Raw genomic sequence first — 21,465 nt, forward strand, 5'->3', positions numbered from 1 at the left:
GCTTGTGGATAGTCCCCACCCCAACCCCTCCCCTGAAGGGGAGGGGCTTAGATGGAGGTCTCCTCTACCCAGTCCCGCTTCAGGAACCGCACCGCGATGAACGCCAGCACCGCCGCGATCAGGTAGAAGCCGCTCACCGCCAGTGCCGAATAGCGCAGCGCCTCGTCGCCGAAGATCGGCGTCATCGCATCGCTCATGGCGCCGATCACGAAGGCGCCGGCGCCGAGTCCGATCAGGTTGTTGATGAGCAGGAAGCTTGCCGAGGCGGTCGCGCGCATGTGCGGCGGCACGAGGTGCTGGACGGCGGTGACGATCGGCCCGAGCCACAGGATGTTGAGCGCGTTGGGGATCAGGAACAGCAGCCACGCCAGCACCGGCGACGACGACCAGAAGCCGATCGCGAACATCGGCGCGGTGATCGCCCAGGCGATCGCCGGCAGCCGGGCATAGGCGCCGCGGTCGGCCTGCCCCAGCCGGTCGGCGAGCACGCCGCCCAGGAACACGCCGGTCGCGCCGCCGAGCAGCAGCAGCGAGCCGAAATAATAGGAACGGGTGGCAAGGTCGAAGTGGAAGCTGCGCTCGAGGAACGACGGCACCCAGAAGGCAAGGCCGTAGCCCGCGAGGCTCGACATCGCCGCGCCGAACGCCATCAGCCAGAAGCTCGGCTTGGCGGCGATGATCGGGAACACCTGCCACACCGACGGCTGCGGCCCGGCGATGGCCGGCCGCGGCGGCTCCTTCACCACCAGCCGGAAGATCGGCGCCAGCACCACGCCGGCGATGCCGACGGTGTAGAAGGCGACGCGCCAGTTGACGTGCGCGGCGATATAGGCGCCGAGCAGCACGCCCGCAGCTAACCCCACCGGAATGCCGAGCGAATAGACCGCCATCGCCCGTGCGCGCCGCTCGGGCGGGAAGTAGGACGAGATCAGCGCATAGCTCGGCGCGACGCCCCCCGCCTCGCCGACGCCGACGCCGAGGCGGTAGAGGAACATCTGGGTGAAGCCCGTCGCGGTGCCGCAAAGCGCGGTGAAGCCGCTCCACACCGCCAGGCTGATCGTGATCACCCAGCTGCGGCTGGTGCGGTCGGCGAGGAGGGCGAGCGGGACCGCCAGGGTCGAATAGAGCAGCGCGAAGGCGGTGCCGCCGAGCAGGCCGAGCTGCGTGTCGCTGAGGCCGAGATCCTTCTTGATCAGCCCGACGAGGATGCCGAGGATCTGCCGGTCGAGGAAATTGAAGATATAGACCAGCAGCAGCATCGCCAGCACCAGCCGCGCATAGCCGGGGCTCGTCGTCCGGTCGGCCATTCCATACCCTCCCCTCGAATCTCTGCGGCGCATAGGACGAGGGCCGGACGTTCCTGTCAATGGATGCCCGGCCCTGCCCCCTGTCGCACCTGGTCAGAACTTTATCGTGAAGCTGCCGAAGATCTGTCGCGGATTGCCGTAGAAGGCGGTGGCGACCCCTTCGCGGCCCAGCGTCGGGGTGTAGCCGCCGGTCGGGCTCAGGATGATCTCGCCGGTATCGGCCCTGGCATTGATGTATTGATAGCCGCCGATCTTGTAATGCTCGTCCGTCAGATTGCGGCCGTAGATGCCGATCGAATAATTGCCCCAGGCGTAGGTGACGCCGGCATCCCACAAGGTATAGCCGGGCTGGTCGAGGAAGGGGCTGGCATATTCGAACTGATGGGTGAGGCTGCGGTAGGAGACCGTGCTGTTCGCGGTCACGAGCCCCGGACCGACCGGCAGGTTGAGCGTCGCGGTGCCGGAGACGGTCCATTTGGGCGTATTCTGGAAGTAGCGGTAGTCCGCGACGTCGGTGCCGGTGGGACCGATGAACTCCTTGTACTTGGCATCGATGTAGCCGAGCGTGCCGGCCAGATTGAACGACGATCCCGCGCCGGCGAAGTCGCGCGCCAGCACGGCATTGCCCTCGAACTCGATGCCCTTGATCGTCGCGCGGGCGGCATTGGTGGTGATGCCGCAGAAACTGGGCGCGCCGTTGACGGTGCAGCCGACCGAGCCCGGGACCTGCACGTCGCTGTATTTGGAGTAGAAACCGGCGAGGGCCCAGGTAAGCCGGCGATTCAGTGCCGCACCTTTCCAGCCGATCTCATAGCTCTTCACCGTCTCTGGATCGAACGAGAGATAGTTGTAGACGTCCTGATAGGTGCGACCCGCCGATGGATCGCTGATCGGCGCCGAGGTACCCGAGCCGCGCGGGTCGAAGCCGCCGCCCTTGAAGCCCTCCGAATAGGAGACGTAGAGCATGTGGTCCTCGGCGGGCTTGAAGCTGAGTGATGCGCGGGGCGTGAAGCGCTTGAATCGTGCCCTGCCTCGGAAGTCGGTAGCGGGCACGCCGAACAGGGTCGGGTTGCCACCGAAGAACCGGCTGGGACCGTTCAGCAGATTGGCCTTGTAGACATGGCTCTTGCGTTCGTCCCAAGTGTAACGGCCGCCGAGCGACAGGCTGATCTGCGGCGTGAAGTCGTAGGTGAAGTCGGCATAGACCGAGGAAGTCTCGGTCGCGACCTCGCCGGCCGTGAAGCCGTCGAGACCAGGTGCGCCGATCGCGGCGCCTGTCGTGAACAGCAGCACGTCGAACCGCGTCTCAGCCTTGGCGCCCAGATAGTAGAAGCCGACGATGCCGTTCAGCTTGTCGCCGTCGTAGAGCAGCTGGAATTCCTGGCTGGTCTGCTCGTTGCGATAGACCGCAGGCACGTCGACATCGGCCGCCGGATTCGAATCGAAGTCGATCGGCGTGTAGGACCGGTCCTTGCGCCACGCGCTGATGCTGCGCAGCGTCAGCGTGTCGGTGAGCTTGGCGGTCGCCGACAGCGACAGGCCGCCCGCCTCGACGTCCTGCTTCGGATTGTCGAGCCCGGCCATCGTGTCGTAAACGTCGTCGAGTACCGGCAGGCCGGAAAGGAGGCCGGGGATCAGCCGGTGACCGTTGCGCGGCGAGGACTCGTCCTTGGTATAATCGCCGGTCAGACGGATGAAGAGCCGTTCGTCGGGCGTCTCGAACTCGATGGTGCCGCGGCCGGCCCACATGTCCTTGTCGTAATTGTCGATGCCGAGGTTGAGGTTGCGGCCGAAGCCGTCGCGGGTCAGCCGCGCGAACGAACCGCCGATCTTGACCATCGATCCGATCGGCGCCGACACGCTGACGATGCCGTCGAGCTGGTTGTAGCTGCCGTAGGTGCCCTTGACCCTCACCTCGAAATCGTCGGGCAGCCGCCGTGTCACGTACTTGACCGCGCCGCCGATGGTGTTGCGGCCGTAGAGCGTGCCCTGCGGCCCGCGCAGCACCTCGATCCGCTCGACGTCGTAGATGTCGAGCACCGCCGCCTGCGGGCGGTTGAGGTAGACGTCGTCGAGATAGATGCCGACGCCCGATTCGAACCCCGGCACCGGGTCCTGCTGGCCGACGCCGCGAATGAAGGCCGACAGCGTCGAATTGGTGCCGCGCGCGACCTTGAGCGTGGTGTTGGGGACGGTGTTCTGCAGGTCGGTGATGTCGACCGCGCCCGACTTGGCGAGCTTGTCGGCGGTGAAGGCGGTGACCGCGATCGGCACGTCGAGCAAGGATTCCTCGCGCCGGCGCGCGGTGACGACGATGTCCGCATCGCTCCCGGGCTCCGTCGTTGCCTGCTGGTCGGCCGGCACCGTCTCCTGCGCCCAGGATGGCGCGGCAGCAAGCGCGGCGAGGCTGGCGCCTAACAGGACAAGCGCGCGGACGGACGGTGTGCGGTTCATGCGAAACCCTCTCCTGGAGCACCCCGTTCGCCGACGGGTTGTGCCGATGCGCCTTGCTCTTTACTGAAAGCTGAACCAAGTTTCAACTTTGGAGATTTGGGGCGACGATGGGATGATGAGCCGGTGACAAGGGACAGCGCGCCAGCGGCGACACGGCCGATCGACGCGACCAGCGCGGACAAGGCGCCGCGCACCGAGCGCGGGCGGCGGACGCTGGGCGCCATCCTCGACGCCGCCGCCGCCGAGTTCGGCGAGAAAGGGTTTCACGAGGCATCGATCAGCGGGATCACGCGCCGCGCCGGCGTCGCGCTCGGCAGCTTCTATACCTATTTCGATTCGAAGGACGAGGTATTCCGCGCGCTGGTGCGGCACATGTCGAACCAGGTGCGGGATCATGTCGCGCCCGGCATCCGCGCGGCGAAAGACGGTATCGCCGCCGAGCGCGCGGGCCTTGCCAAGTTCATCGCCTTCGTGCGCGAGCACAAGGAGATCTACCGCATCATCGACGAGGCCGAGTTCGTCGATCCCGAAAGCTTCCGCGCCCACTACGCCACCACCGCCGAGCGCATCCGCCAGCGGCTCGAGGCGGCGGCGGCGCGGGGCGAGCTGCGCGCGGGCGTGGGGGAGGTCCATGCCTGGGCGGTGATGGGGATGAACGTGTTCCTCGGCCTGCGTTACGGCGTGTGGGCGGAGGACGTGACGCCCGACGAGCTCGCCGACACGGTGGCGGAGATGCTGGCAAAGGGGATCGGGGCCTAAAATCCCTCTCCCGCTGGGAGAGGGACCGTCGGTCAGGCAATCGTCGGCAGAATCCCGCCCTCCACCCGGATCGCCGCACCGTTGGTGGCGGCGGCGAGCGGGCTGGCGAGGAAGGCGACCGTCGCGGCGACCTCCGCCGGCTCGATCATGCGCTGGATCAGCGAGGTCGGGCGCTTCGTCCTCAGGAACTCGCGCTCAATTTCCTCGGCCGGCGCGTCGGGATTGCTCGCGCCGCTGCGCAGGAAATCGACGATTCCGGCCGAGCGCGTCGGCCCCGGCATCACGGTATTGACGGTGACGCCCGTGCCGCGCGTGGTTTCGGCAAGGCCGCGCGAGATGGTGAGCTGCGCGGTCTTCGTCATGCAGTAATGGATCATGTCCGGCGGCACCATCAGCGCGCCTTCGCTGGAGATGAAGACGATCCGGCCCCAATTGCGCGCCTTCATCAGCGGCAGGTAATGGCGCGAGAGGCGCACGCCGCTCATCACGTTCACCTCGAACAGGCGGAACCAGTCCGCGTCGGCGATCTCGCCGAAGTCCTTCGGCTCGTAGATGCCGAGGTTGTTGACCAAGATGTCGGCGCTCGGCACCGCGGCGATCAGCGCCGCCGCGCCCTCGGCGGTGGCGGGATCGGCGAGCACCGCGCGGACGCCGCCGCCGCCGATGTCGGCCGTGGCGGCGTCGAGCTTGTCCTGCGATCTGCCGCAGATGACGACGCTGGCGCCCTCGGCGGCGAGGCGGCGGGCGATCTCCAGTCCGATCCCGGCGGTCGAGCCGGTGACGAGCGCGGTCTTGCCGTGAAGTTGCAGGTCCATGGGGTGGATTCCTTTGGTTCAGAGGGAGGGTCGCGCGGCGCGGCCGGCGAGGACGAGCAGCAGCCCGGCGCCGGCGATCAGCGCGCCGGCGATCGGCACCGCGGCATAACCGAGGCCGAGCGCTATCGCCGCTGCGCCCGCTCCGGCGCCGAGCGCGTTGCCGAGATTGAACGCGCCGACGTTGACCGATGATGCCAATCCCGGCGCCTCGGCCGCGGCCTGCATCACCCGCATCTGCAGCGGCGGCACCACCGCGAAGGTGGCGGCGCCCCAGACGAGCAGCGCGATCGCCGCGCCGGCCGCGCTCTTCGCGAGCAGCGGGAAGGCGAGCATGACCAGCACGATCACCGAAAGGAAGGCGATCAGGCTGCCGTCGAGCGAGCGATCGGCGAGCTTGCCGCCGGCGACATTGCCGATGGTGAAGCCGACGCCGATCAGCACCAGCATCGCGGTGACGAAGCCGACGCTCGCGCCGGTGACATGCGCCAGCACCGGCGCGACATAGGTGTAGAGCGTGAACATCGCGCCGGCGCCGAGTACGGTGCTGGCGAGCGCGAGCAGCACCGCCGGCCGGCCGAGCACCGCCAGCTCGCGTCGGACGTCGGGCACGGCGCCGCGCTCGCCCCGCGGCAGCGCGAGCGCGACCGCGATCATCGTCAGCACGCCGAGGCCGGCGGTGGCGGCGAAAGCGGTGCGCCAGCCGACCTGCTGCCCGACCCAGGTCGCCGCCGGCACGCCGCCGACATTGGCGATGGTGAGCCCGAGAAACATGGTCGCCACTGCGCTAGCGCGCTTCTCCGGCGGGACGATGCCGGCGGCGACCAGTGAGCCGATGCCGAAGAAGGCGCCGTGCGCCAGACTGGTCACCACGCGGGCGACCATCAGCGAGGCATAGCCGGGTGCGACCGCCGACAGGAGGTTGCCGGCGGTGAACACCGCCATCAACACGATCAGCGCGCTCTTGCGGGGGAGCCGGCCGAGACCGAGCGTCATCAGCGGCGCCCCCGCCATCACGCCGAGCGCGTAGGCGCTGACCAGCATTCCCGTGGCGGGAATCGAGGCATGGACGCCCTCGGCGATCACCGGCAGCAACCCCATCGGCGAGAATTCGGTGGTGCCGATGCCGAAGGCGCCGACCGCCAGCGCGAGCAGCGGCCAGGCGGAATTGGTCTCGCGGCCGGCGAGAACGGCAGGATTTGCGCAGGCTTCCATCGTCAGCGATCCTGCCCGACAGTGAGGCGGGGGAAGTTGATGATTGTCCGCATGATGAACCCTTTTCCGTGATGGCGTGTTGCGGTGCGGAAGATGGGTCGGCGGTCGCGGCTTGATTATAGGCGCTCCAACCACTTCATTCATGAAGCAGTTTCACAGATGGACACGGAACCATGGATAACCGCGCCGGAGAGATGCAGGTGTTCGCGCGGGTGGTCGAAGCGGGCAGCTTCTCGGAGGCGGCGCGCCTCCTCCGCATGACGCCGTCGACGGTGAGCAAGCTGGTCGCGCGCATCGAGCGGCGGCTGTGCGTGCGGCTGCTCGAACGCTCGACCCGGCATCTGTCGCTCACCGCGGAGGGGCATGTCTATTACGAGCGCAGCCTGGCGCTGCTCGCCGAGCTCGACGACATCGATCGCGGAGTGATGCAGGGCGCCGCCGCCACCGGCGGCACGGTGCGCATCAGCACCACCGTCACTTTCGGCGTGCGTGCGCTGGAGCCGATCCTGCCCGATTTCTGGCGCGCCTATCCCAACATCGTCGTCGACCTTTCGCTGTCGGATGAGATCGTCGACCTCTATTTCGACCGCACTGACGTCGCCTTCCGCACCGGCAGCCTCCAGGATTCGCGGATGACGGCGCGGCGCATCGGCATCGCGCGGCGCAAGATCGTCGGCGCGCCGGCCTATCTCGAACGCCACGGCGTCCCGGCCTCCGCCGACGAGCTCGCGCGGCACAATTGCCTGGGCTTCAATTTCCGCCGGCTGGCCCCGGTCTGGCCGATCAAGGAAAGCGGCCGCATCGTCGACCGCAGCGTGCGCGGTTCGCTACTCGCCAACAACGGCGAGACGCTGCACCGCATGGCGCTTGCCGGCGTCGGGCTCGCGCGGCTCGCCGACTATCACGTCCGCGACGACATCGCTGTTGGCCGGCTGATCGAGGTGCTGCCCGGCGAAAGCGACGAGGAGCCGCTCCACGCGCTGTTCCTCGGCGGGATGCGGATGCCGCAGCGGGTCCGCGCCTTCCTCGATTTCACCGTACCGCGGCTGCAGGCGTTCATGGCGGGGGATGAAGCCTATTTCTTGAGCTTGTCCCTGAGCGCCGCCAGTCCGCCGAAAGGACCTGCTTCCTCCTCGCTCAGCACGCCTGCGTCCTTGAGCGTCGCCGCAGCATTGGGCCCACGCGGGAAGGGATCGAGCGACAGCAGCAGCGTCTCCGCCGCCGCCTCGCCGAGATCGATCGCGCCGTCGGTATAGAAGACGGTGTCGCATTCGTCGGCATCGAGCTCGACCTCGTCCGCGGCCGAGTCGGGTTCGGGCAGGAAACGCAGCGCGAAATCCTCTTCGAGGCTTACCGGCAGCGGCTCTCCGGTGACGACGCAGGCCTGCGTCACCGCCGCCGACAGGTGCCCGCGCGCGACGATGCCGGTGGCGTCGCGCTTGATGGCGAAGCGCGCCTCCAGCCGGTCGATCGCGAGCAGCCCGAAGCGTTTCGCCAGCGCCGTGCGCTCGCCTTCGTCCGCGGCGACGGTGACGCTCGCTTCGCCGGCGCCGATCGCATCGAGCCGGTGCGGACGCGAGAATTCGGTTGCGGCGGTCACGGCAGCTTTCCTTCGACCAGTTCGGCCGCCGGCGTCGCTGCCAGCGCACGATGGAACGCGAGCAGGCCCTCGCGCACATGCGCCAGCGCTTCCGGCGCAGGGGGATGGTCGCGGTAGAGGTTGCGGGCGAGCGCGCGGTCGATCGATCCCGCCGCCAGCCCCTCGCGATAGGCGCCGAGCCGGCCGCCGAGCATCCCCATCATCCTGCCCATATGCTTGCCGACGAGGACGTCGCCGATCCCGATCTCGCGAAGCTGCGGGTCCATGTCGTCGACGAACCGCTCGGCGAGCGCGACGCCGGCCGCCTCGTTGCCCGGCTCCGCCTCCAGCCGCAGCAGCACCAGCGAGAGCACCGCCGCGATCATGTCGAACCGGCCGTCGATCGTGTCGGCGACGCCGCCCTCGGCATACCAGTGCGGCTCGCGCGCGCGCGCCACCACCACCCGATAGAGCACGCCCGCTTCCTGCTCCCTGCGGCCGAACAGCCGGTCGATCCAACCCACCTTGTCAACGTCCTTGAAAAGCCGCGGCTTGTTCGCCGCTTCGTCACCGCATATTGAGGCGGACGGCGCGGGATGCAAATCGCGCCCGTATCGTCCGGAGAGTTTCCATGTTTCGTCCCGCCGCCGTCCTGCTCATCGCCGCCGCCGCGGGGCTTTCCGGCGCCTGCACGCCGCTGCGCGGCCATCAGGGCTATGTCGTCGATGCCGACCTGGTGAACTCGGTGCAGCCGGGGGTCGACAATCGCGAATCGGTGACGCGCGTGCTCGGCCGGCCGACGGTCGGCGGCCAGTTCAACGACCGCGACTGGTATTATGTGTCGCGTGACACCCGCAACCTCGCCTTCAACAATCCCAAGCCGATCCGCCAGGTGGCCATCCACGTCGCCTTCGACCAGAACGGCACGGTGACCGCGGTCAACCGCACCGGCATCGAGCAGCTCGCCGAGATCACGCCATACGGCAAGACGACGCCGACGCTCGGCCGCAAGCGGGGCTTCTTCCAGGATCTGTTCGGCAACATCGGCACGGTCGGCGCGGGTGCGGGCGCACCGGGCGGCGGCAGCAGCGGCCCCTGATCGACCTTTCAATTGGCTGACCGGCGCGTTCGCGCCCGGTTCAAACGACATCTCCTATGCGTTGGGCTGAGATGCGGCGCGTGCCGCGTCCGTAAGGAATAGGAGGATATATGCGCAAGTTGATGATGACGGCGCTGATCGCCGCGGTGGCGATGCCGGCGATCGCCCCTGCCGCCGCCAGCGCGCAGTCGCGCGGCGAAATCCGCCGCGATCACCGTGACCTCCGCGAGGAGCGGCGCGAGCTGCGCGATGCCTATCGCCGCGGCGATAGGCACGACATTCGCGACGAGCGCCGCGACGTGCGTGAGGCGCGCCGCGAGCTTCGCGAGGATGTCAACGACCGCAACCGCCGCTGGGGCCGCAACGACTGGCGCGGCTGGCGCCAGCACAACCGCTCGCTCTACGCGCGGGGCAACTGGCGGGCGCCGTTCCGCTATTATGCCTTCCGCCCGGGCGTGCGCATCGCGCCGACCTATTGGGGCTCGCGCTACTGGATCGCCGATCCCTGGCGCTATCGCCTGCCGCCGGCCGGTCGTTACCAGCGCTGGGTGCGTCACTATAACGACGTGATCCTGGTCGACACGCGCCGCGGCTATGTGGTCGACGTGATCCGCGGCTTCTACTGGTAAGCCGCACCGGGTTCGGCCGCGTCGCAGATAAGCGCCGACGCGGCCGGGCGCCGGGAGGACGCCTGGCCCCCGAAAGGGAAGGGACCTGCGCCACGCAGCGCGCGAACCGCCGATTGGTTCGCGGGCGATATGATTTCCGGCTCAGCGGACGGTGAAGCGCACCTGATCGACCGTCCTGCCGCCAAGATCGACCAGCCGGAGCAGGTGCGGCCCCGGCGGCGCCAGCAGCAGCGGCTGCGCATCGGCGGCGCCGATGTCGCGCCGGTCGAGCAGCAGGCGGTGGCCGGTCACCTCCCCCGACACCGACACCGCGAGCCGTTGGCGCGCCGGCGGGATATCCGGGTCGAGCGCATAGACGCTGCCCGATACCGGCGTGGTGATGCGTGGCCGGCGCGCCGCGGGGGGAGCCTCGGCCAGCTCGGCCTGGCCGGTGCCGGCGAGGAAATATTCGCGGCGCGGCTGCTCCCGGCCGTTGGCGAAGGTGATCGCGCGCGTCTCGATGCCCTTGGGCACCGGCGGCCGCCCGCCGCCGTCGCCGAGCGCCATCATGACGTCGCGCCATGCCGGCGCCGCGCCGCTGGTGCCTGACACCGCCCGCATCGGATCGCCTTCGAGATTCCCGACCCAGACCCCGACGGTGTAGCGGCGCGAGAAGCCGATGCACCAATTGTCGCGCATCGCCTTGGACGTGCCGGTCTTGGCGGCCGCCCAGAACGGCAGCCGCAGCGCCGAATCGAGCCCGAAGGTGGCCGCACGCGCGGCCGGATCGGCGAGGATGTCGGCGACCAGCCAGGCGGCCTCGGGCGTGGTGATCGCGCGCGGCGCCTCCCGCGGATCATCGGCGGTGAGCCTGAGCGGCGACCAACGCCCGCTGTTGGCGAGGCTGCGATAGGCGTCGACCTGCTCACCCAGCGTCACCTCCGCCGACCCCAGCGCCAGGCTGAAGCCGTAATAATCGCCGTCCTCGGTGAGGCCGCGATAGCCGGTATCCCACAGACGATCGCGGAACGCCTCCACTCCCGTCAGCAGCAAGGTGCGCACCGCCGGCACGTTGAGCGATCCCGCCAGCGCGGTCCGCGCCGATACCGGCCCCTTGAACCCGCGGTCGTAATTCTGCGGCACATAGAGGCCCGAGGCGGTGTCGAGCTGCACCGGCGAATCGTCGAGGATCGAGGCGGGGGTGAGATAGCCCTTCTCGAATCCCATCACATAGAGGAAGGGTTTCAACGTCGACCCCGCCTGTCGATAGGCGTTGGCGCCGTCGACCTCCGGCGCGGTCGAGGCGCCGCCGATGCCGCCGACATAGGCGAGCACGTCGCCGCTTGCATTGTCGACCACGATCACCGCCCCGTCGCGCGCGCGGCTGCCGCCAAGCCCCTGGAGCTGGCGCCGGAGCGCGACGATCGCGACCTGCTGGATACGCGCGTCGAGCGTGCTGGTGACCTTCATCCCCGGCCTTGCCAGCAATCGCGTCGCGAGATGGGGGGCGAGCCCCGGATCGAGCGCAAGGCTGCGCGCCGGCCCCAGCATCGACGCGGCCATGCCTTCGAAGCGGCTGCACTCCCGCTCCTGCCCGAGTCGGCACGCGCGCCGGGCGATCCGGGGAGCCGTCGCCGCCGGATCGGGCAGCAGCGCCGTCAGCAGCAGCGCATCGTCACGGCTCAGCGCATCGGGGGTCTTGCCGAACAGTCCGAGCGCCGCGGCACCGATCCCCTGCGCCTCGCCGCGGAAGCCGGCGAGGTTGAGATAGGTTTCGAGGATCTGGCCCTTGCTCCAGCGCGATTCGAGCGCCCGAGCCGCGCGCATCTGCCGCAGCTTGTCGAGCAGCCCGCGCGCGCCCGGCGCGGCGAGATCGGGCGAGAGGTAAGCGGCGAGCTGCATCGACAGCGTCGAGGCGCCGCGCACGCGCTTGCCCTCGATCCGGTCGCGCAGCGCGCCGGCGAGGCTCCACCAGTCGACGCCGCCGTGGCGGTAGAAGCGACGGTCCTCGGCCGCGATCAGCGTCGCCTTCATCGGCTCGGCAACCTTGTCGAGCGGCGTCCACGCCAGCCGCCGCCGCTCGAAATCGACGCGGATGCTGTCGATCAGCCGGCCGCCCCGGTCATAGAGCCAGGCTTCGGACGGCTTCCAGGCGGCGCGGACCTGGGTGTAGCTCGGCAAGGGCGGCGGGCGGGTGATCCAGTCTGCGCCTGCGATCAGCGCGGCAAGGGCGAGGATCGCGACGAAAGCGATCCACTTCCCCCGTTCGCCCTGAGCCTGTCGAAGGGCGAGTTTCCCCCGCTCGAGAAATGCGGAAAGGTCGGGCTTCGACAGGCTCAGCCCGAACGGGAGTTGGGGCGCGGCCATGAATGCCTCACCGCTGCGTCACGACCATCGGCTGGTTCGGCCACTGCGCGCGGATCGCGGGCGAGTACATCGCCTCGACCCGCGTCGGCGGCACCTGCAGCCGGCCGACGCCGTTCAGCCGCATGACATAGGAGACCTTGAAGGTCCCGCGCGGTACCCAGGCGAAATAGGCGCGCCACGCGTCCTTGGCGCGCTCGACGTAGCTCGGGCTCACGCCTTCGCCCGCGCCGGCGAGATCGCCGAGCATCGACGACTGGTTGGCGCTGCCGCCGACCACCGTCGCGCCAGCGGGCACCGGATCGCTCACCACCACCCAGTTGCGCTCGGCCGAGGCGTCGACGGTGATCGTCACCCTGACGACGTCGCCGCGGGTGAGCTGGCCCTTGGTGCGCGCCTGCACCACCTCGACCGCCTTGGTCATCTTGTAACCGGCGTTGAGCGGCTGGCGGAGCGGCACCGCAGCTTTCACCGTCACGAACGCCCAGGGCCCATTGCCACCCGACTGGCTCAACCGCAGCGGCGCCTGCGCCTCCGGCAATGCTAGACTGAAGCGTCGCTGGTCGGGGGCGAGCGGCCAGCTCCGGCTGACGCTCGCGTTGCCCAGCGAAGCGGTGGTGATCCCCGCGATCGCCTCGGCCGGGTACATGCCCATGAAGCGCCGGGCGAGCACCGTGCCCCAGGCGTTGGCGGTGGTGTTGTCCCAATGGCCGCGCTGCTGGCGCTGGGCGACGCCGACCATCATCTTCGCCGCGTCGTCCTGCCAGCCCGGCCGCCCGAGCACCGCGAGCAGCGCCTTGATCGCACTCTCGTCGCCCGAGGACATCAGCCACCAGGGGACATTGTCCTTGTCGGAAAGGTCGAGCCGCGTGCCTTCATAGACCAAGCGGGTACGCAGCACGCCCTCCGCCTGGCTGCGCAGTGCCGCCCCGTTGGCGAGCCCCGGCACCTTGCCGAGCGCGACGATATAGTCGGCGAGGCTGGCGGTCGGCATCTCGCTGGGTGCGAGCCCGATCTGGCCGAGCATGTCGGGCGTCGCCGCGCCGGCGCGCGCCAGCGCGGCGAAGGCGTTGAGTCGTTGAAGGCGGACGTCGCCGTAATCCTCGTGCCGCAAGCGACCGTCTAGCACCGCCCTCAGCGCCTCGATCATCCGGCCGCGCGGGCCGTCGGGCACCGGCAGCCCGGCCTCCGACGTCAGCGCCAGCACATAGGAGGTCAGCGCCTCCGACCCCGGCAGCGTCTCCGACGGCCAGTAGCGCAGCAGCCCGTCGCCATCGAGATAGGTCGGCATCTCGCCCGCCAGCGCCGTCCACATGCCGCCGTCGCCCAGCGCCACCGCGCGCGACAGCCGCTGCTCGAAGCAGCTGTAGGGATAAGCGGCCATATAGTCGCGCACGCCCGCGAGCGGCGGCGCGAGCGTATCGGCGAGGCTGACCTCGACGCTGCCGAGCCCCGGCAGCGCCCCGGCCGGCGGGCCGACCGCCAGCGACGTCGCCTCGCCGACGCGGGCGAGCGAGGAGGCCCACACCTCGACCGGGACCGCCGGCGCCACCTCCTGCGCGACGGTGATGGTGTCGCTGGCCCTGCCGTCGGCGGACTTGGCGACGACCTTCCAGCTGAGGTTGCCCGGCATCGCCGGAGCGGTCAGGTTCCAGGCGACCGGCACCGCGCCGCCCGCCGGGATCGTCACCTCGATCGGCCGGCCGCGCGCGATCGTCGGCGTCACCTCGACGGTGGCCGAGACCGCCATCGGCTTGTCCGACGCGTTCCTCAGCGTGAAGCCCGCCGCATACCAGTCGCCGGTGCGCACCAGCGGCGGCAGCCCGGCGAAGATCTGGAGGTCCTGCGAGGTCCGCACGCTCGCCTCGCCGGTGCCGAACAGCTGCGGCCCCGAGGTCGCGACCGCGACCAGCTTGAACGAGGACAGCGCATCGCTGAGCGGCACCGCCACCCGGGCATGGCCATTGCCGTCGAGCGCGAGCCTGCCCCGCCACAGCAGCACCGGCTGGAAATTCTCGCGGTTGAGGCCGGACAGGTCGCCGCCGCCGCCGCCGCCCGGCTCGGCGGTCTTGCGGCCATAGTGGCGCTTGCCGACCACCTGCATCTGCGCGGTCGAGGTCAGCACCGAGATCGGCCGCTCGCCCATCATCGCCGTCAGCACGTCCCAGCTGTCGTTGGGCGCGAGCTGGAGCAGCGCCTCGTCGACCGCGACGAAGGCGACGTCGGCCGAGGCGGCGGGCTCGCCGTCCGGATTGCGCACTGCGACGTCGACCTGAGCGGTATCGCGCACCGCATAGCGGCCCTTGTCCGCCTTCACCTCGACGCCGAGGCGATGCGCCTCCCAGCCCACCTTCACCTTGGCGATGCCGAGCCGATAGGCCGGCTTGGCGAGGTCGACCGTCGCGGTCGGCCGCGCGCCCTCGCGGCTGAACCAGGGCAGATCCCAGTCGCGCGCGAGATTGGAGAGCCACAGCCACCACCCGCCGACGCGGCCCCTCACCGCCATCACCGAGACGAACACGTCGGGCGCGTAGGTGCCGGGCATCGGCACCTCGACCACCGGATCGGTGCCGGAGAGCTGGGTGACGAAGCTCGACAGCACGCCCTCGCGCTCGACCGTCACCAGCGCCGTGGCGTCGCGGAACGGCATCCGCACCTGGAACTTCGCGGTCTCGCCCGCCTTGTACTCGGCCTGCTCGGGGATCACGTCCATGCGGTCGCCGTTGTCGCCGCCGAACCACCAGTCGTCGTCGCCGACCAGCCACACCGACCGCACCGCGCGCGCGACGTTGCCGTTGGCGTCGGCGGTGGTCGCCACCGCATAGACCTCGCCCGACACGCCCGGGTCGAGCTGGCATTCGGCCAGGCCGAGCTTGTCGGTCGTGGCCGAGCAGGACCCCGACAGCTTGGTGGTCTTCACCTGGTTGTCATAGGCATAGAAGCCGCCGATCAACCGCCGCCGCGCGGTCAGGATCTCGCGGCTGTAGAGCGCCACCTGGACCCGCTGCCCCGCGATCGGATTGCCGTCGGTGTCGAGCGCGACCAGCTTCAGCCTGAGGTCGTCCTGCTTCATCAGCCAGCCGTCGGTCCTGACGCCAAGCTGCACCGCCGAGGCATAGATCGGGATGCGGCGCGAGGCGGTCAGCGTCTCGCCGTTGGCATCCTGATAGTCCATCTCGACCTGCATGTCCGTGCTCGCATCGAGTGCAGGTACGTCCACGACCGCCTTGCCGGTGCCGTCGCCGCCGAGCGTCACCGGCAGCGATTGCGTCGGCGGCAGCTCGGTCGCCTCATCGGCATCCTCGCCGTCGCCATTGAGCGGCTGCACCCCCTCCTTCACCGCGGCGCCGCCGAAGGTGTAGGCGTCGTAGTTGGCGGGCGTCGCCGTGCGCCGGAAATAGCCGATGCGCAGGTCGACCGGCAGGTTGGAGGCGCCGCCGCCGGAGAGATAGCCGGCGTAGAGGTCGAGCGGCATCGTCTTGGGCCTGACCTGGGCCTGCTTGGGCCCGGTCACCGTCGCCTTCATCGTCGGCAGCTTGTACTCGTCGACCTTGAACGACTGGCCGCCGTAGATGGTGCGGTCGCCGACCACCATCTGCAGGTCGTAGTCGCCCATCGGCGCGCCCTGCGGTGCCGTCCATTCGTTCTCGCCGGTGCCGTTGGCGTCGATCGACAGCGGCAGCTCGAACTGGGTGTCGGAGCCGCGGTGCTGGAGCTTGAGCGTGCCGGTGAACGGCTCGCCCATGCGGAAGCCGGCGCCATAGGGCACGCGGACGATGTGCTTCATGTGCACCGTCTCGCCCTGGCGGACCAGCGCGCGGTCGAACACGGTATGGACCACCTCGCTCCGCTCGCTCCAGCCATAGGGAAGGTCGAAGTCGTAAGGCCGGATGCCCTCGCCCCAGCTCGTCAGGTCGAAAGCGAAGTCGCCTGCCTTGCGCGCCGAGATCATCAGCGGATGATTGGTGCTGTTGTTCTCGCAGCTGCCATAGGTCTCGGGGTCCGGCAGCCCCTTGGTGACGAGGAAGCGGCCCTCGGCGTCGGTGGTGCCGCGCGCCAGGATGCGGCCGGTGCAGCTGTCGGACACGCGCACGTCCGCACTCGCCACCGGCTTGCCGCTGCTGAGCTCGGTCACCCAGGCGAGCGAGCCCTCGCGGCCCCATTTGAAATGCACGCTCATGTTGGTGACGAGCGCGCCCGCAGTCACATAGCGCGGCGCGTCACGGCCGAGCAGCGCGCGGCCGAGCGCAGGGCTGGCGAGCTCGACCACGTAGAAGCCAGGCTGCTTGAGCGGAATGCCGACGACTTCGAACTCCTTGCCCTTGCCGGGCAGTCCGACGTCGAGCGCAGCGCCGCGCCCGGCCGGGATCAACGGCTTGGACGCGGTGTTGTTGATGGTGACCATCTCGTCGCCGCGCTTCACCTCCTCGAAGTCGGATTCCTCATGCTCGTCGAGCCGGCGCAGCCATGCCGCGACGTCGGCGTCGGACGAATCGACCTTGAGCGTCTGGCCCGAGACGCTGGCGATCTGGCCGCCGAGCGACGGCTCGACCGCGCGCACCGTCACCGGCAGCACGCCGCCCTCTTCCGCCTCGAGCACGCCGAACACGGCGGCGAACTTGACCAGCGGCGGCGCGGCATCGAACCGCACCTCGAGCGGGAAGCGCTCGGCGTTGGAGAGCGGGCGGCCGCTCTCGTCCTTCACATTCTCGGGCAGCGTCAGCCTGGCGGTCGTCGCGGCGGGGAGCGGGGCTGCGAAGCTGACCTGACTCACCGTCGCCTTGGTCTGGTCGTCCTTGTCGATCTTCGGCGTCAGCGCCTTGCCGTCGGGCAGCGCGATACGGATCGCCTCGGCCTGCGCCTTGGGGATCGGCGCCGAGAAGCGGACATAAGCGTCTTTGACCGGGTTGCATCCCGCCTGCGGATTGACCCGGCTGCATTCGAAGCGCGCGGTGAAGGGCTTGCGCACGGTGAAGTCGAAGCGCTGGTCGGCGCCTGCGGTGCGGCCCGAGGCGCTCACGCCCGCCCCCCACACCAGCGCCATGTCGCGCCCGGGCGGCAGCGGTCGGCGGCACTTGACCGCGACCACGCTCGCCAGCGCCTGGTCCCGCGCCTTGGCATCGGCGGGCAGCGCGCTCGGCAGATTGGCGCTGGAGAGGAAGCTGGAGACCTGCCAGCGATCGGTGCCGATCTCCGAAAGGAGCTTGCCCGGCAGCGATGCGTCGAGCACGTCGACCGGGATCTTCTCGCCGAGCCCGTCGACCGCGCAATAGGCATTGGCGCCGACCGAGGCGCGGTCGGGCGCCATCGCGGCGGCGACCAGGAATACCTGGTCCTCCTCGATCTCGCCGTCGTAGCTACCCGGCAGCACCGCCCGCGCGATCGGCCCGCCCGAATCGACCTTGAACGTCGCGTTGCCGGCAATCTCATATCCCGCGACGCTCTTGAGCTTGGGGGCGAGGTTGAATTCGCAGGTGGTGCCGCCGGGCAGCGGGCTCGCGAACTCGTAGACCCAGGTCGACTGGTCGACCCAGCGTCCCTCGCCCGCGCAGGCGCTGGTCGCCGGCGCCTTGGCGCGCGGGTCGCCGAGCGGCACCATCGCCGCGGAGAAGCGCAAGGTGAACCGCTCGATCGCGCCGTCGCCGATGCCCGGCGTGGCCAGGATCACGCGCGGGCTGGCGTCGCCCTGCGCGGTGAGCGGTGCGAGCGCGGCGGCAAGAATCGCGAGGCGAGCGGCGATCTTCACGGCGGATTCCCCTTTTTGTTGCCAACCTGAAACGGCGGCTGCGCCGAGTCCAGCATCTCGACGAATCGTATCCGATTCCCCTGCTTGTCGGCCTCGGTTGCGCGGCTATGTTCGCGCCAGGGGGACAGGGGGCTGGACGGGGGCATTGTCACCGCGCTGATCGATGCTGCCGCGCGCGAGACGATCGTGTTCGCGGCGGCCGGCTTCCTTGTGGGCGGCGTCGACGATCTGATCGTCGACGCCGTCTATTTCGCCCGGCTGGCATGGCGGCGCACGACCGGCCGGCGCGATCCGCTGCTCGCCGAACTGCCGCCGCCCAGCCGCCCGATCGCCGTGTTCGTGCCCTCGTGGGATGAAGCCGCGGTGATCGGCCGGATGCTCCGCACGGCGATGGAGCGTTGGCCGCACCCGGGGCTGCGCATCTATGCCGGCGCCTATCCCAACGACTGGGAGACGATCGAGGCGATCGCCGCGGTTGCGCTCGACGATCCGCGCGTCCGCCTCGTCGTCGGTCCCCGCGCGGGGCCGACAACCAAAGCCGACTGCCTCAACAGCCTGTGGACTGCGATGCTGAACGACGAGGCGGCCGGATTGGAGCCGGCGGCGGCGGTGGTGCTCCACGATTCGGAGGATGTCGTCCACGCCGGCGAGCTTGCCGTCTATGACTATCTGATCGGTGCCTATGACGCGGTGCAGGTCCCGGTGCTGCCGCTGGTCGATCGCGAGTCCCGCTTCGTCGCCGGCACCTACATCGACGAGTTCGCCGAGGCGCACGCCAAGCAGCTCGTCGTGCGCCAGGCGGTCGGTGCCGGCTTGCCCTTCGCCGGCGTCGGCTGTGCGATATCGCGCGGGATGCTTGGCCGCATCGCCGAAGCGCGCGACGGCAAGCCGTTCGACGCCACGAGCCTGACCGAGGATTACGAGCTGGGGCTGACGATCTCGGCGATCGGCGGACGCATCGCCGCGCCGCGCATTCTCGAAGGCCCGAGCAGGCGCCCGGTCGCGGTGCACGCCTATTTTCCGCACAAGCTCGAAGCGGCGGTGCGCCAGCGCTCGCGGTGGATGTTCGGGATAGCGTTCGCGGGGTGGGACCGGCTTGGTTGGGCCGGCTCGCGAGGGATCGGCGACTATTGGATGCGGATGCGCGACCGCCGCCAGCCGCTCGGCGTGCTGGTGCTTGCTGCCGCCTATGCCGCGCTGATCCTGTGGGGGATCGGCCTGATCCTCGCGCTCGCGGGCGGGGCGCCGCTGCCGGAGCTCGATTGGCTGACCAGGACGGCGCTGGCGCTGAACGTCGGGCTGCTCGCCTGGCGCCTTCTCGTTCGCGCCGGGTTCGTTGCGAGGAGCTACGGCTGGGTGGAGGGCGCGCTGTCGATGCCACGGCTGTTCGTCGGCAACCTGATCGCGTTGTCCGCGGCGCGCCGGGCGCTGTTCCGCTACGTCGCGACGCTGCGCGGAGCGCGGCCGCACTGGGACAAGACCGCGCACCGCTTCCCGAGCGAAGCCGAGCTGCACGTGCGTCGATCATGAGCGGTCGGCCGCTCCGCTTCCTCGGCCTGGTGGTGGGTGGATGGACGGCGGCGCGGGTGGCGCTGCTGTGGTACGAAACCGGTTCGCTGCCGGAGGCGATCCGCCGGACGATGCCCAGGCCGATGCTCGCAGCCGATGCTCCGGCAACCTCCGCGGGACCGGTTCAGCTGCGGATTCCGCCGCGCGCCGCCGCGCAGCGGGGACATCACATCGCTCGCGCCACGCCGACGTCGTCCGGCCTGCAGGCCCGGGCAGCCCCCGACCCGCGGCGCGTGCAACTCGCACTGCTCGCGATGAGTCAGTTCGGTCCCGTGCACGAGGTCGAACGGACACCGGAAACCCTGCTCCCGCTTCAGCGCAGCGTGCCCGCACTCGCCGCCATTGCCGCACGGCGCGAACGCCGCTGGTCGGCGAGCAGCTGGCTGATCGCCCGCGGCGGAACCGGCATCGGCGCCAGCGCCGACGCGCCGCAGCTGGGCGGCTCGCAGGGCGGGCTGCGCGTCGACTATGCGCTCGGCCACGGCTTCGCCGCCACCGGCCGTCTCGCGGCACCTGCGGCCGGCGCGGGGCGCGAGCTCGCGCTCGGCATCGCCTGGCGCCCTGGCAGCCTGCCGCTCCGCCTCGTCGCCGAGCGGCGCTTCGCGCTCGACGACGGGCGCGGCGGCCCGGCGCTGGGGGTGAGCGGCGGCGTCTATGCGGCAGTGCCCGCGGGCTTCCGGCTGGAAGGCTATGCGCAGGCTGGCGCGATCTTCCGGAACGGCGCCGAACATTATGTCGACGGCATCGTCCGCGCCGCCCATCCGGTCGCGCGCTGGGGCGGGATCGATCTCGACCTCGGCGTCGGCGCCTGGGGCGGCGCCCAGCGCGGCGTCGCGCGGCTGGACGTGGGTCCCAGCCTGGGCGTCGGCGTGCCGCTCGCCGACCGCACCGTCCGCCTCTCGCTCGACTGGCGCCAGCGCGTCGCCGGCGAGGCGCGGCCGGGATCGGGCCTGGCATTGTCGGTGGGTTCCGACTTCTGACCCTTGGCACGCCCGGTAAAAGGGTTATCGGCTAATGTCCGTGGACATCTACCTGCCGATCGCCAACCTGTCGGTGAACGCGCTCGTGATCATCCTGCTCGGCGGCGGGGTGGGCTTGCTGTCGGGCATGTTCGGCGTCGGCGGCGGATTCCTGACGACGCCGCTGCTCATCTTCTACGGCATCCCGCCCACCGTCGCCGCGGCGTCGGCGGCGAGCCAGGTCACCGGCGCCAGCGTCTCGGGCGTGATCGCGCACTTCCGCCGCAACGGGGTCGACGTGCACATGGGGGCGGTGCTCACCTTCGGCGGCATCCTCGGCTCGATCGCCGGCGCCGGGGTGTTCCGGCTGCTCCAGCAAAGCGGGCAGATCGATACGGCGATCGCGCTGATCTATGTCGTCATGCTCGGCTCGATCGGCGGGTTGATGCTGCGCGAGGCGCTGCAGAGCATCGGTGCGATGCGCAGCGGCACGGCGCCGGCCGCGCGCAAGCGCCGCCATCACCCGCTGGTGGCGGCGCTGCCGCTCCGGTGGCGCTTCTACCGATCGGGGCTCTACATCTCGCCGCTCGCGCCGCTGCTGCTCGGTCTCGGCACCGGCATGTTGACTGTGCTGCTCGGCGTCGGCGGCGGCTTCATCCTGGTGCCGGCGATGCTCTACCTGCTCGGCATGACCACGCAGGTGGTGGTCGGCACCAGCTTGTTCATGATCCTGTTCGTCACCGCCGCCGCGACGATGACGCACGCGCTCACCACCAAGGCGGTCGACATCGTGCTGGCGGCGCTGCTCCTGCTCGGCTCGGTGATCGGCGCGCAGCTCGGCGCGCGGCTCGCGGCGCGGATGAAGCCCGAATATCTCCGCCTCGCGCTCGCCGCGATGGTGCTGCTGGTGGCGGTGCGGATGCTGCTCGGCGTCACCTGGCGGCCGGACGAGATCTACACGGTGGAGCTGTCGTGAGGGCGCTCGCAGCCCTCC

Annotated in this window: 14 protein-coding genes and 1 pseudogene; 7 read left to right on the forward strand and 8 right to left on the reverse strand. The window is 70.0% G+C overall.

Annotated features, from left to right (window positions below; all coding sequences use genetic code 11):
• Positions 1-47: 47 nt before the first annotated feature.
• Together ACMGER_RS05360 and ACMGER_RS05365 are read right to left on the reverse strand one after the other, a co-directional pair.
• Positions 48-1,307, reverse strand: a complete 1,260-nt coding sequence (locus ACMGER_RS05360) for a spinster family MFS transporter (protein WP_436811066.1) — start codon at positions 1,305-1,307, stop codon at positions 48-50.
• Between the two features lie 93 nt (positions 1,308-1,400).
• The gene (locus tag ACMGER_RS05365; RefSeq protein WP_436811067.1) at positions 1,401-3,761 is read right to left on the reverse strand and encodes a TonB-dependent receptor; all 2,361 of its coding nucleotides are present in this window, start codon (positions 3,759-3,761) and stop codon (positions 1,401-1,403) included.
• Positions 3,762-3,884: 123 nt separating this feature from the next.
• On the opposite strand from ACMGER_RS05365, the gene ACMGER_RS05370 reads away from it, so the two are divergent.
• Complete coding sequence (locus ACMGER_RS05370) at positions 3,885-4,520, forward strand: TetR/AcrR family transcriptional regulator (protein ID WP_436811068.1); 636 nt, start codon at positions 3,885-3,887, stop codon at positions 4,518-4,520.
• Between the two features lie 32 nt (positions 4,521-4,552).
• Here the strand turns inward: ACMGER_RS05370 and ACMGER_RS05375 are convergent, their stop codons facing one another.
• A complete protein-coding gene (locus ACMGER_RS05375; protein WP_436811069.1) occupies positions 4,553-5,335 on the reverse strand; it encodes an SDR family NAD(P)-dependent oxidoreductase in 783 nt (260 codons plus the stop codon).
• An 18-nt stretch (positions 5,336-5,353) separates the two neighbouring features.
• Positions 5,354-6,547 carry an MFS transporter gene (locus ACMGER_RS05380; protein ID WP_436811070.1) on the reverse strand — a complete coding sequence of 398 codons (1,194 nt, stop codon included), beginning with the start codon at positions 6,545-6,547 and terminating at the stop codon, positions 5,354-5,356.
• Positions 6,548-6,741: 194 nt separating this feature from the next.
• Between ACMGER_RS05380 and ACMGER_RS05385 the strand changes: the two are divergent.
• Positions 6,742-7,575 (forward strand): annotated as a pseudogene (locus ACMGER_RS05385) (LysR family transcriptional regulator); the annotation flags it as partial.
• A 47-nt stretch (positions 7,576-7,622) separates the two neighbouring features.
• On the opposite strand, the gene ACMGER_RS05390 reads toward ACMGER_RS05385, so the two are convergent.
• Together ACMGER_RS05390 and ACMGER_RS05395 are read right to left on the reverse strand one after the other, a co-directional pair.
• A complete protein-coding gene (locus ACMGER_RS05390) occupies positions 7,623-8,147 on the reverse strand; it encodes a YceD family protein (RefSeq protein ID WP_436811071.1) in 525 nt (174 codons plus the stop codon).
• Positions 8,144-8,650: a ubiquinol-cytochrome C chaperone family protein gene (locus ACMGER_RS05395; RefSeq protein ID WP_436811072.1), complete on the reverse strand. Its 507-nt coding sequence runs from the start codon at positions 8,648-8,650 to the stop codon at positions 8,144-8,146. The genes ACMGER_RS05390 and ACMGER_RS05395 overlap by 4 nt, the downstream gene beginning before the upstream one ends.
• Positions 8,651-8,757: 107 nt before the next feature.
• On the opposite strand from ACMGER_RS05395, the gene ACMGER_RS05400 reads away from it, so the two are divergent.
• Entirely contained in the window at positions 8,758-9,225 is a 468-nt protein-coding gene (locus ACMGER_RS05400; RefSeq protein ID WP_436811073.1) for an outer membrane protein assembly factor BamE, read from the forward strand.
• 110 nt (positions 9,226-9,335) lie between these two features.
• Entirely contained in the window at positions 9,336-9,854 is a 519-nt protein-coding gene (locus ACMGER_RS05405) for an RcnB family protein (RefSeq protein ID WP_436811074.1), read from the forward strand.
• A 141-nt stretch (positions 9,855-9,995) separates the two neighbouring features.
• Here the strand turns inward: ACMGER_RS05405 and pbpC are convergent, their stop codons facing one another.
• Complete coding sequence (pbpC, locus tag ACMGER_RS05410; RefSeq protein WP_436811075.1) at positions 9,996-12,200, reverse strand: penicillin-binding protein 1C; 2,205 nt, start codon at positions 12,198-12,200, stop codon at positions 9,996-9,998.
• 7 nt (positions 12,201-12,207) lie between these two features.
• Positions 12,208-17,943 carry an alpha-2-macroglobulin family protein gene (locus ACMGER_RS05415; protein ID WP_436811076.1) on the reverse strand — a complete coding sequence of 1,912 codons (5,736 nt, stop codon included), beginning with the start codon at positions 17,941-17,943 and terminating at the stop codon, positions 12,208-12,210.
• An 84-nt stretch (positions 17,944-18,027) separates the two neighbouring features.
• Between ACMGER_RS05415 and ACMGER_RS05420 the strand changes: the two genes are divergently transcribed.
• From ACMGER_RS05420 to ACMGER_RS05430, 3 genes are read left to right on the forward strand one after another with little or no spacing between them, the layout of a single operon-like run.
• Entirely contained in the window at positions 18,028-19,473 is a 1,446-nt protein-coding gene (locus ACMGER_RS05420; protein ID WP_436811077.1) for a glycosyl transferase family protein, read from the forward strand.
• Positions 19,470-20,492 carry a hypothetical protein gene (locus tag ACMGER_RS05425; RefSeq protein WP_436811078.1) on the forward strand — a complete coding sequence of 341 codons (1,023 nt, stop codon included), beginning with the start codon at positions 19,470-19,472 and terminating at the stop codon, positions 20,490-20,492. Before ACMGER_RS05420 ends, ACMGER_RS05425 begins: the two co-directional genes overlap by 4 nt.
• A 40-nt stretch (positions 20,493-20,532) precedes the next feature.
• On the forward strand, positions 20,533-21,447 hold the full coding sequence (locus tag ACMGER_RS05430) for a sulfite exporter TauE/SafE family protein (protein WP_436811680.1): 915 nt from the start codon (positions 20,533-20,535) through the stop codon (positions 21,445-21,447).
• Positions 21,448-21,465 lie beyond the last annotated feature (18 nt).

This window comes from Sphingomonas astragali, from assembly GCF_051400615.1.
GTDB lineage: Bacteria > Pseudomonadota > Alphaproteobacteria > Sphingomonadales > Sphingomonadaceae > Sphingomonas.